This window comes from Streptomyces sp. TLI_171 (assembly GCF_003610255.1).
Classification (GTDB): domain Bacteria; phylum Actinomycetota; class Actinomycetes; order Streptomycetales; family Streptomycetaceae; genus Kitasatospora.
On the sequence record NZ_RAPS01000001.1, the window covers coordinates 5,219,387 to 5,230,000 of the forward strand.

A 10,614-nucleotide genomic window follows, 5' to 3' on the forward strand; every position below is an offset into this window, starting at 1 on the left:
TCCCTACGCTGGGGGTATGAGCACTCCCACCGCTGACTCGGTCGCCGGGCAGGCCGTCAAGGCCGCCGACCGCGCGCACGTCTTCCACTCGTGGTCCGCCCAGGCGCTGATCGACCCCCTCGCGGTGGCCGGTGCCGAGGGCTCGTACTTCTGGGACTACGAGGGCAACCGCTACCTGGACTTCTCCTCGCAGCTGGTGAACACCAACATCGGGCACCAGCACCCGAAGGTGGTCGCGGCGATCCAGGCCAAGGCCGCCCAGCTGTGCACCATCGCCCCGGGCTTCGCCGAGGAGTCGCGCAGCGAGGCGGCCCGGCTGATCGCCGAGCGCACCCCCGGCGACCTGGACAAGATCTTCTTCACCAACGGCGGCGCCGAGGCGAACGAGAACGCGATCCGGATGGCCCGGCTGCACACCGGCCGGCACAAGGTGCTCGCCACCTACCGCTCGTACCACGGCGCCACCGCCAACGCGATCACGCTGACCGGTGACCCGCGTCGCTGGGCGAACGAGACCGGGGTGTCCGGCGTCGTGCACTTCTGGGGCCCGTACGCCTACCGTTCGAACTTCCACGCCGAGAACGAGGCGCAGGAGTGCGAGCGCGCGCTCGCGCACCTGGAGCAGACCATCGCGTTCGAGGGCCCCGGCACCGTCGCGGCGATCATCCTGGAGACCGTGGTCGGCACCGCGGGCATCCTGGTGCCGCCGGCCGGCTACCTGGCGGGCGTGCGGGAGATCTGCGACCGCTACGGGATCGTGTTCATCCTGGACGAGGTGATGGCCGGGTTCGGCCGCACCGGCGCGTGGTTCGCCGCCGACCACTGGGGGATCACCCCGGACCTGCTGACCTTCGCCAAGGGCGTCAACTCCGGCTACCTGCCGCTGGGCGGCGTGGCGATCTCCGGGGCGATCGCGGAGACCTTCGCGCAGAAGGCGTTCCCGGGCGGCCTGACCTACTCGGGCCACCCGCTGGCCTGCGCCTCCGCCGTGGCCACCATCAACACGATGGCCGAGGAGGGCATCGTGGAGCACGCCAAGGAGATCGGCGAGACGGTGCTCGGCCCCGGCCTGCGCGAGCTGGCGGAGCGTCACCCGTCGATCGGCGAGGTGCGCGGCCTGGGCGTGTTCTGGGCGCTGGACCTGGTGAAGAACCGGGAGACCCGGGAGCCGCTGGTGCCCTACAACGCGGCGGGCGCCGACAACGCGCCGATGGCGCAGCTGGCGGCGGCGTGCAAGCAGCGCGGCCTGTGGCCGTTCACCAACATGAACCGCTTCCACGTGGTGCCGCCGTGCACCGTCAGCGCGGAGGAGGCCAAGTCCGGTCTCGCCGTGCTGGACGAGGTGCTGACGCTGACCGACGCACACACGGTCTGACGATTCTTCACCGGTCGTTCGCGGAGGCCCCGGACAACCTGTCCGGGGCCTCCCGCTGTCTTGCCGGTCCGATCAGTACGATGGTCGGTCTGTATGGAGAGCAAAGGAACCACCATGGGGGACACGGGCTTTCGGGTCGAACCCGAAGTACTGACGGCATACGGCTCCGTGATCGAGGCCCAGGCCGAGCGGATCGCGCAGATCCGCTCCGCGCTGGCCGCAGTGCAACTGTCGTCCGACGACTTCGGCAAGCTGCCGGGCTCGGGCGAGCTGTACGACGCCTACCGGGAGCACGCCGAGGCGGAGCAGCAGAACTTCGCCGACCTGATCGAGCTGCTCAGCGGTACCGCCGACGGCCTGCAGCACACGGTCGACAGCTACGAGGGCACCGAGCGGGAGACCGCCGCGGTGTACGGGGACGCCCGATGACCGCCCCGGCCCCGACCTCGTTCGGCGGCGCCGTCGACTCGTACCGGTGGACCCGCGACCGGGTGAGGTCGGAGCTGCCGGACCTGCCCAGCTTCGAGAACCCCGTCAGCGAGGGGCTGGACGCCGGACTCGACTCGATCGTCAAGGCCGCGCTGGACGCCACCGGGCTGATGGACGTGCTGGAGGAGGTCACCGGCGAGCTCGGCTCGCTGACCGCCGCCTCGCACGAGTGGCAGGCCCAGGCGAAGGCGATGCGCGAGGTCGCCGAGGAACTGCGCAGCGGCGGCGCCCGGGTCGAGAGCGGCTGGGAGGGCGCCGCCTCGGCGGCGTTCGGCGCCCACATGAAGACCGTGGTGGAGGCGATCGACGCCACCACGGCCGACATGGAACAGGTCGCGCAGATCATCAGCCAGGCCGCTGCCGAGTGCCGGCTCGCCGAGACGCTGATCATCGAGATCATCCGCGAGGCCATCGAGACGCTGATCATCACGCTGGCCGCCTCCGTGGTGGTCGACATCCTCACCCTGGGCCTGGCCACCGCCGCCGAGGCGCTGATCGTCGAGGGCGAGATCGCGATCTACATCGCCCGGGTCGGCCAGGTCTCGGTCAAGCTGGAGAAGGCGCTCAAGGAACTGCACGAGGCGATCAAGGCGATGAAGGCGGCCCGCAGCTTCGGCAAGTTCAACGAGGCCCGGAAGGCCGCCAAGGCCGTCCGCAAGATCGGCGGCCGGGGCAACCGCTGGGACAGCCTGAAGAACGCGGTCCGCGACCCGTCGACGGCCAACCTCGGCGAGTTCGCCACCGCGCAGGCGGTGAAGGCGGGCTTCACCCCCGTGAAGGGCGCCGTCAAGGGCGGCCTGGGGCTGGTCACCGGCGCGGGCGACTTCGGCGGCGTCCTCACCGACAACCTGCTGAGCGACCAGGGCCTGCAGACCGTCGCCGCCGGGCTGGACGGCCCGCCGGCCGGCGCTCCCTACCGGGTGCCGAGCAGCCGGGTCCCGAACAACCGGGTGGAAGAGGCGTTCGGGTGATGAGCAGTCAGTACTACGGCGCCGTGCCGCAGGTGTACGAACCGCGGACGCTCGGCGGCGGCTCCTACCTGCCGCTGGTGGCACCGCACCTGGGCCCCGGGGAGCGGGTGCACGCCATCGTCGACCTGCAGCTCAGCGACCTGATCCGCCGGGTCCCGCGCCGCCACCGGCCGGAGCGGGACGGCCTGCTGCGGGTGCTGGGCGTCCTGTTCGACGTGGCCGGCGCGGTCATCGAGGGCATCGAGGAGGCCGTCGGCGGGTTCTTCCGGAACATCCGGCGGATCGTCCGCGGCCGCGGCCTGGCCGGCGGCTGGGACAGCCAGGCCGGCCGGTTCGCCATCGCCGTGCTCACCGGCGGCAAGGGGTCCACCCGGTACGAGAACCGGAGCGTGCTGCTGGTCTTCACCGACCACCGGATCCTGCTCGGCCACGAGTCCGCCGGTGCCGTCAGCCTGCTCGGCGAGATCCCGCGGGCCCAGCTCGTCCGGGTCCGACCGCGCACCGGCTCGCTCTCCAGCCGGGTCGAGGCCCACTTCGCCGACGGCTCCCGGGCGGCGCTGTCCGTCCGCCGCGACCAGGACGCGCAGGCCCTGGAGACGCTGCTCCGCGGCCAGGTCCCGGCGCCGCAGCCGCACTGAACGCGCCGGTGCGCCGCCGGCCACCGGTCAGCGGCGCACCGCGTCCAGCGCCAGCAGCGCCACGTGCAGCGACAGGCAGGACTCCACCTGGTCCAGGTCCACGCCGAGGATCCGCTCCACCTTGTGCAGCCGGTCGTAGAACGAGGGCCGCGACAGGTGCGCGGCGTCCGCCGCCGCCGACTTGTTGCGGCCCTGCTCCAGGTAGATCCGCAGCATCTGCACCAACTGCCCGCCGTGCTCCGCGTCGTACGCCAGCAGCGGGCCGAGCTCCCGCTCCACGTACGTCTGCAGGCGCTCGTCGTCGCGCAGCAGGTGCAGCAGACCGCGCAGCCGGACGTCCGGCAGGCGGTAGTAGGCGGCCCGGCCGCCCGGGGCGTCGTGCAGCGCCGCGTCCGCGACCTGGGTGGCCTCCAGCAGGGTGCGCCGGGCGTCGCGGACCGAGCCCACCGAGGAGCCGACCGCTATCACCGGCTCGGCCGCCGCACCGTCCCGGCCCGCCTCCGCGGACAACCGGCGCAGCGCCGCCGCGAACGCCTCCAGCGAACCGTGCTCGTCCTGCTGGGTGCCGAGCGCCACCAGCAGGCCCACGCCCTCGTCGTCCAGTGCGCCGACCAGCGCGGACAGCCGCGAGGTGCGGATCGCGGTGGCCGCCAGCTCGGTGAAGTCCCGCAGCCGGGCCTGCGCCTCCAGCGCCGCCGGCAGCGGACCCTGACGCTGCCTCAGCACCACGCCCACCAGCCGCCGCCCCTCCAGCGGCACGCCCAGCGCCTGCGCGCGCAGCGCCACCTCGGACACCGTCAGCGCGTGCGTCAGGATGCCGGACAGCAGGGTGCGGTGGGTCTGCCGCTCCAGCGACTCGCGGTCGCGCACCACCAGCCGGTTCAGCGCCAGCGTCGCCGCGCCGCGCTCCAGCAGCATCGCGTGCGGGTGCGGCACGTCCTGCGGGAGCGGCACCGGCTCGTCGACCAGCACCAGCCGGCCCCAGTCCTGGCCGCGGGCGCCGACCGTGGTCACCAGCCAGCCCGAGCGCGGGTCGTAGCCGGTGCGGCCCGGCGGGTGCACGCCGCGCGAACGGTGCTCCCAGTTCTCCAGCAGCTCCTGCTCGCCGCGGCCCGCCGTCTCGTGCGCCAGCACCTGGTGCGCCAGGTTCTCCAGCACCACCGGCGCTCCCGCCATCCGCCCGACCTGCCGCACCACCTCGGAGGGCTCCGCGCCCTCGGTCGCCAGCTCGTTGAACACCTGGTGCACCGCCTCGGACACCCGCAGCTGCTCCAGCTGCGCGTTCACCACCAGGGCGTGCACCGCCTCGGTCACGGCGACGAACCTCAGCTCCCGGCGGAGCACCACCAGCGGCAGGTTGTGCCGCTCCGCCGCCGCCACCAGGGCCCGCGGCAGCGAGTCGAAGTAGCGCCGGCCGAACTCGATCACCAGCCCGGCCACCCCGACCTCGGCCAGCTCCCGCACGTAGCGGGCCAGCCCGTCCCGGTCCTCCGGCAGCGCGATGCCGGTGGACAGCACCAGCTCGCCGCCGCGCAGCACCCCCGCCACGTCCGGCAGCTCGCTGACGTGCACCCAGCGCACCGGCCGCTCCAGCGCCCCGGCCCCCGCCACCACCTGGGGCAGACCGCGCCGCATCACGTCGAGGTCGAGCACGCGGGCGACGGTGGGGAGCATCGCGGATACCTCCAGGGGGTTCTCAGGGTGTCAGGTCAATCATGCTCGACGGCGACGCCCTGTCGCCCGGACACAGCCTTGCAGCGTGTAAGGCCCTTCGCCGGGCCCGTTGCTGAGTGACGCTTGCCCCGAGCACCCGAACCGAGGCATCGTCGGCCTGGTCGAGTAGGCAATGGAGGCAACTCATGGACCTGACCAGCTTCAACGACGGCGCGCAGCACATCGCGGGCCGCCCGACCCGGGGCTCGGGCGGCGAACCGTTCGCCGTGGTCAACCCGGCGACGGGCGCCACCGTCCAGCAGGTCGAGCTCGCCACCGCCGCCGACGTCGACAGCGCCGTCGCCGCCGCCCGCGCCGCTCTCCCCGAGTGGTCCGGCGCCACCCCCGGCGCCCGCTCCGAGGCGCTGAACCGGCTGGCCGGCATCCTGGCCGAGCACGCCGAGGACTTCGCCCGGGTCGAGACCGCCCAGACCGGCAAGCCGATCAAGCTGTCCACCGAGTTCGACGTCCCCGGCACCGTCGACAACACCGCGTTCTTCGCCGGAGCCGCCCGCAACCTGGAGGGCAAGGCCGCCGGCGAGTACAGCGGCGACCACACGTCCTACGTGCGCCGCGAGGCGATCGGCGTGATCGGCAGCATCGCACCGTGGAACTACCCCCTGCAGATGGCCGCCTGGAAGATCCTCCCGGCCATCGCCGCCGGCAACACGATCGTCCTCAAGCCCGCCGAGATCACCCCGCTGACCTCGCTGATGTTCGCCCGCGCCTGCACCGCCGCCGGCATCCCCGACGGCGTGGTCAACGTGGTCACCGGTGCCGGCCGCACCGCCGGCGAGCACCTGATCGGCCACCCCGACGTCGCCATGGTGTCCTTCACCGGCTCCACCGCCGTCGGCAAGCGGGTTGCCGAGATCGCCACCGCCACCGTCAAGCGCACCCACCTCGAACTCGGCGGCAAAGCCCCGTTCGTGGTCTTCGACGACGCCGACCTCGACGCCGCCGTGCACGGCGCCGTCGCCGCCTCGCTGATCAACAGCGGCCAGGACTGCACCGCCGCCACCCGCGCCTACGTCCAGCGCCCGCTGTACGACGCCTTCGTGGCCGGCGTCGCCGAGCTGTACGCGGCGATCCGCCTCGGCGACCCGCTGAACCCGCAGACCGACCTCGGCCCGCTGGTCTCCTACGCCCACCGCGACCGGGTGGCCGGCTTCGTCGAGCGCGCCCGCGGCTACGCCACCGTGGTCACCGGCGGCGTAGCCGACGGCAAGGGCCACGACGGCGCCGACCTCTCGCTCGGCGCCTACTACCGCCCCACCCTGATCACCGGAGCCGCCCAGGACAGCGAGGTCGTGCAGGGCGAGATCTTCGGCCCCGTGCTGGTCGTGCTGCCCTTCGACGGCGACGAGGAGGGCCTGCGCCTCGCCAACGACACCCCCTACGGCCTGGCCGCCTCCGCCTGGACCCGCGACATCCACCGCTCGCTGCGCGCCACCCGCGAGATCGCCGCCGGATGCGTCTGGGTGAACGACCACATCCCGATCATCAGCGAGATGCCGCACGGCGGGTACAAGGCCTCCGGCTACGGCAAGGACATGTCGCAGTACTCGCTCGACGAGTACACCCAGGTCAAGCACGTCATGTTCGACACCACCGCGGTCGCCCGCAAGGACTGGCACCGGACGATCTTCGGCGACCGCTGACGACGCGTCAGGTCCACCAGGTCCGGCGATCCGTGTAAGAGATCCCCGGTACCCCGCTCTCCCGGGTGACGGCAGCACAGGCCACCGCTGCCCGCCCGCCGCCCGGGAGAGACGAGGAAGCACCGTGAGCACCACCCGCCACCCCAGCGCCCTGCACTGGCTGGCCGACGCGGCCCTGGACCCCGACGCCTGCCGCCGCACCTGGGAACGCACCCGGTTCGGCCTCGCCCTGCTGCCCGCCGGCCGCCGTTGGGACGTGCTGCACGCCCCCGGCCCGCTCGGCCGACCCGCCGCCGCGCTGCTCGACCGGCTCGGCAGCGGACCCGTCCTGGAAGACCCGGCCGGCGACACCGTCGGCTTCCTGGTCCCCGTCGGCACCGCCGACCGCTGGACCGGCACCGGCATCCGCGCCTCCGGCGACGGCACCTGGATCGCCCTCCCGCACCCCACCCGCCCCACCCGCGGCCCGCACTGGCTGATCCCCCCGCACCGCAGCGGCCGCCTGGTCGACCCCGCCGCCCTCGAACTCGCCCTGCACGACGCCGCCGCACAGCTGCGCCGCCCGCACTGACGCCGCTCCGCGCGCCAGACTGGGCTCATGGACGACAGCACGGACAGCACCGGCGCCGGGCCGACCCCGCACACCGGACGGCCCGACCGCCCCGAACAGCCCGGCCTGCCCGGCAGCCCCGCCGCCACCGCGCCCAGCCGGCCCGACCGCGCCGCGCTTCTCGCCGACGCACAGCCCTACTGCCTGCAGCACGCCCTCGCCCTGGCCGGCCCCGACGCCCTGCGCCTGCACGGCCTCCGCGCCCCCGTCCGCGGCACCGACCTGCTGCTGATCAGCGCCGAAGGCCCGCCGCTCGCCGACCTCGCCACCGGACTCGCCGAAACCCTGCGCGCCGCCGGCCACCACCTCCGGGAACCCGTCGGCACCGCCCGCCGCCACCAACTCGCCGTCACCGACGGCGCCCGCCACGACCTCGGCATCGAACTGCGGCGCGAACCGCTGCGCCACCCGCCGGTGCTGCCCGCCGCCGCGCCGATCCCCGTCACCGCCCTGGAGGACGCCGCCGCCCTCGCCGTCCTCACCCTCTGCGAACGCGCCCTGCCCGCCGACCTGTTCGCCCTGCACGCCCTCACCGACCGGTTCCGCGAGGGCGAACTCCTCGCCCTGGCCGGCCCGTTCGACGAGGACTTCACCGCCCGCACGCTCGCCGACCGGCTGGAGAGCGCCGCCGCGCTGCTGCCGCCCGGCGCCGCCGACACCCAGCAGTGGGCCGAGACCTGGGCCCAGGACCTGCGGCTCGACCCCTGCTGGAGACCACCGAACTCGCCGACGGCCTGCACGACCCCTACCTGGACACCGCCGAGAACCCCGACCCCGCCGGACCCGAAGACCCGGCCGACGACCTGTAAGGGTGAATCGCGCTTCCCCGTCAGGGTGCTCGTTGAGCAGGGCATCCTCCCGGCGCAGACTGGAAGACGAGCGCGGGACATCCGTGGACATCGGAGGCAGAGACCCTTGAGCAAGCACATCACGCACTGGATCGGCGGCCGGCCCGTCGCCACCGCCGGAACCGCGCCCCGCCGCGGCGACATCTTCGACCCGGCCACCGGCCAGGTCACCGGCCAGGTCGACTTCGCCGAGATCGCGGAGGTCGACCAGGCGGTCGCCGCCGCCGCCCAGGCGTTCACCACCTGGCGCCAGGCGTCCATCGCCAAGCGCACCCAGGTGCTGTTCAACTTCCGCGAGCTGTTCAACGCCCGCAAGGACGAGCTCGCCGCGATCATCGTCTCCGAGCACGGCAAGGTCCACTCCGACGCCCTCGGCGAGCTGGCCCGCGGCCAGGAGGTCGTCGAGTACGCCTGCGGCATCCCGCAGCTGGTCAAGGGCGGCTTCACCGAGCAGGCCTCCACCGGCGTCGACGTCTACTCGATCCGCCAGCCGCTCGGCCCGGTCGCCATCATCTCGCCGTTCAACTTCCCGGCCATGGTGCCGATGTGGTTCTTCCCGATCGCCATCGCGGCCGGCAACACGGTCGTCCTGAAGCCCTCGGAGAAGGACCCGTCCGCCGCCAACTTCATCGCCGCCCTGTGGAAGGAAGCCGGCCTCCCGGACGGCGTCTTCAACGTCGTGCACGGCGACAAGGTGGCCGTCGACCGCCTGCTGGAGCACCCCGACATCAAGTCGGTCTCCTTCGTCGGCTCCACCCCGATCGCCCGCTACGTGTACGAGACCGGCACCCGGTACGGCAAGCGCGTGCAGGCCCTCGGCGGCGCCAAGAACCACATGCTGGTGCTGCCCGACGCCGACCTCGACCTGGCCGCCGACGCCGCCATCAACGCCGGCTTCGGCGCGGCCGGCGAGCGCTGCATGGCCGTCTCCGTGCTGGTCGCCGTCGACCCGATCGGCGACGAGCTGGTCGCCAAGATCAAGGAGCGGATGGCCACCCTCAAGGTCGGCCCCGGTTGCAACGGCGACTCCGAGATGGGCCCGCTGGTCACCGGCCAGCACCGCGACAAGGTCACCTCCTACGTCGAGTCCGGAGTCGCCGACGGCGCCGAACTCGCCGTCGACGGCCGCAAGCACGCCATCTCCGGCGAGGACGCCACCGGCGCCCCCACCGCCGACGGCTTCTGGCTCGGCCCCACCCTGTTCGACCACGTCAAGCCGGGCATGTCCGTCTACAACGACGAGATCTTCGGCCCGATCCTGTCGATCGTCCGGGTCCCCTCCTACGACGAGGGCCTGGAACTGATCAACAACAACCCGTACGGCAACGGCACCGCGATCTTCACCAACGACGGCGGCGCGGCCCGGCGCTTCCAGAACGAGGTCGAGGTCGGCATGGTCGGCATCAACGTGCCGATCCCGGTCCCCGTCGCCTACTACTCCTTCGGCGGCTGGAAGGCCTCGCTGTTCGGCGACACCCACGCCTACGGCGCCGACGGCGTCCAGTTCTTCACCCGCGGCAAGGCCGTCACCCAGCGCTGGCTCGACCCCTCGCACGGCGGCATCAACCTGGGCTTCCCCACCAACAACTGACCCCACCACGCCCCGGCGCGACGGAAGGCCGACCCCACCAGGGGCCGGCCTTCCGGCCGTGCTAGCCGGCGCCGCTGTTCCGGACCTGGCGGCGCACCGTCGCCTTCACCGCCCGGGACACCACCGGACCGAGCCCGTCCACCACCTCGACCAGCACCCCCAGGCCGTCGAGCGCCGCGAACGCCCCCGCCGCACCCTCCGGGTCCACCCCCTCGTACAGCTCCAGACCGACGAACGCCGCCGTCACCGCCCTGGCCAGACCCGGCAGGTCCAGGAACTCCGCCATCGGGTGACCGGCGAACAGCCGCACCAGCACGGCCTCGATCTCCACCGTCCACAGCCGCAGCGCCTCCGCCGACACCGCGGCCAGCTGCGGATACCCCCGCGCCCCCGCCAGGAACTGACCCAGCAGGGCCACGTTCCCGGCCTCCCTCTCCTGCGCGTGCAGGCGCTGACCCACTGTCAGCAACTCGCGCAGCGAACCCACCTCCGCGAACTGCTCCCGGTACCGGCCCAACCGCGCTTCGGTCTCCCGCAGGGCCGCCGCCGCGAGCAGCCCCTCCACCGTCTTGAAGTGGTAGAACACCAGCGCCTGATTGGCCCCGATCTCCCCGGCGATGCTCCGCGCCGACACCCCCGAGATCCCCTGCCGCTTGAGCGCCCCGATGGCCGCGTCCATCAACCGCTCACGTGTGTCGCCCATGCGCCGCAGCGTAGC

The 10,614-nt window shown here is 73.1% G+C and carries 9 protein-coding genes; 7 read left to right on the forward strand and 2 right to left on the reverse strand.

Going from position 1 to position 10,614, the window contains the following annotated elements:
- The first annotated feature begins 16 nt into the window (after window positions 1-16).
- The 4 genes from BX266_RS23735 to BX266_RS23750 all read left to right on the forward strand — a co-directional run bounded on the left by BX266_RS23735 (window position 17) and on the right by BX266_RS23750 (window position 3,473).
- Window positions 17-1,375: an aspartate aminotransferase family protein gene (locus BX266_RS23735; protein ID WP_099902921.1), complete on the forward strand. Its 1,359-nt coding sequence runs from the start codon at window positions 17-19 to the stop codon at window positions 1,373-1,375.
- A 114-nt stretch (window positions 1,376-1,489) separates the two neighbouring features.
- Window positions 1,490-1,804: a WXG100 family type VII secretion target gene (locus BX266_RS23740; protein WP_143686981.1), complete on the forward strand. Its 315-nt coding sequence runs from the start codon at window positions 1,490-1,492 to the stop codon at window positions 1,802-1,804.
- The gene (locus BX266_RS23745) at window positions 1,801-2,835 is read left to right on the forward strand and encodes a WXG100 family type VII secretion target (protein ID WP_099902925.1); all 1,035 of its coding nucleotides are present in this window, start codon (window positions 1,801-1,803) and stop codon (window positions 2,833-2,835) included. The genes BX266_RS23740 and BX266_RS23745 overlap by 4 nt, the downstream gene beginning before the upstream one ends.
- On the forward strand, window positions 2,835-3,473 hold the full coding sequence (locus tag BX266_RS23750) for a hypothetical protein (protein WP_099902927.1): 639 nt from the start codon (window positions 2,835-2,837) through the stop codon (window positions 3,471-3,473). The genes BX266_RS23745 and BX266_RS23750 overlap by 1 nt, the downstream gene beginning before the upstream one ends.
- A gap of 27 nt (window positions 3,474-3,500) precedes the next feature.
- Here the strand turns inward: BX266_RS23750 and BX266_RS23755 are convergent, their stop codons facing one another.
- Window positions 3,501-5,147, reverse strand: coding sequence for a PucR family transcriptional regulator (locus BX266_RS23755; RefSeq protein ID WP_099902929.1), 1,647 nt, complete (start codon window positions 5,145-5,147; stop codon window positions 3,501-3,503).
- A 185-nt stretch (window positions 5,148-5,332) separates the two neighbouring features.
- Here BX266_RS23755 and BX266_RS23760 point away from each other — a divergent pair, with 185 nt between their 5' ends.
- The 3 genes from BX266_RS23760 (at window position 5,333) to BX266_RS23770 (ending at window position 9,896) form a co-directional block, all read left to right on the forward strand.
- Complete coding sequence (locus BX266_RS23760; protein WP_099902931.1) at window positions 5,333-6,847, forward strand: gamma-aminobutyraldehyde dehydrogenase; 1,515 nt, start codon at window positions 5,333-5,335, stop codon at window positions 6,845-6,847.
- Between the two features lie 124 nt (window positions 6,848-6,971).
- On the forward strand, window positions 6,972-7,418 hold the full coding sequence (locus tag BX266_RS23765) for a hypothetical protein (RefSeq protein ID WP_099902933.1): 447 nt from the start codon (window positions 6,972-6,974) through the stop codon (window positions 7,416-7,418).
- A gap of 954 nt (window positions 7,419-8,372) precedes the next feature.
- Window positions 8,373-9,896 carry a CoA-acylating methylmalonate-semialdehyde dehydrogenase gene (locus BX266_RS23770; protein WP_099908216.1) on the forward strand — a complete coding sequence of 508 codons (1,524 nt, stop codon included), beginning with the start codon at window positions 8,373-8,375 and terminating at the stop codon, window positions 9,894-9,896.
- A gap of 61 nt (window positions 9,897-9,957) precedes the next feature.
- On the opposite strand, the gene BX266_RS23775 is transcribed toward BX266_RS23770, so the two are convergent.
- The gene (locus BX266_RS23775; protein WP_099902935.1) at window positions 9,958-10,599 is read right to left on the reverse strand and encodes a TetR/AcrR family transcriptional regulator; all 642 of its coding nucleotides are present in this window, start codon (window positions 10,597-10,599) and stop codon (window positions 9,958-9,960) included.
- Window positions 10,600-10,614: the final 15 nt, after the last annotated feature.

Excerpts from the sequence above, each read along its gene's own strand:
- BX266_RS23735 (WP_099902921.1), top strand. The coding sequence starts at position 17 with ATGAGCACTCCCACCGCTGACTCGGTCGCCGGGCAGGCCGTCAAGGCC.
- BX266_RS23740 (WP_143686981.1), top strand. The coding sequence starts at position 1,490 with ATGGGGGACACGGGCTTTCGGGTCGAACCCGAAGTACTGACGGCATAC.
- BX266_RS23745 (WP_099902925.1), top strand. The coding sequence starts at position 1,801 with ATGACCGCCCCGGCCCCGACCTCGTTCGGCGGCGCCGTCGACTCGTAC.
- BX266_RS23750 (WP_099902927.1), top strand. The coding sequence starts at position 2,835 with ATGAGCAGTCAGTACTACGGCGCCGTGCCGCAGGTGTACGAACCGCGG.
- BX266_RS23755 (WP_099902929.1), bottom strand. The coding sequence starts at position 5,147 with ATGCTCCCCACCGTCGCCCGCGTGCTCGACCTCGACGTGATGCGGCGC.
- BX266_RS23760 (WP_099902931.1), top strand. The coding sequence starts at position 5,333 with ATGGACCTGACCAGCTTCAACGACGGCGCGCAGCACATCGCGGGCCGC.
- BX266_RS23775 (WP_099902935.1), bottom strand. The coding sequence starts at position 10,599 with ATGGGCGACACACGTGAGCGGTTGATGGACGCGGCCATCGGGGCGCTC.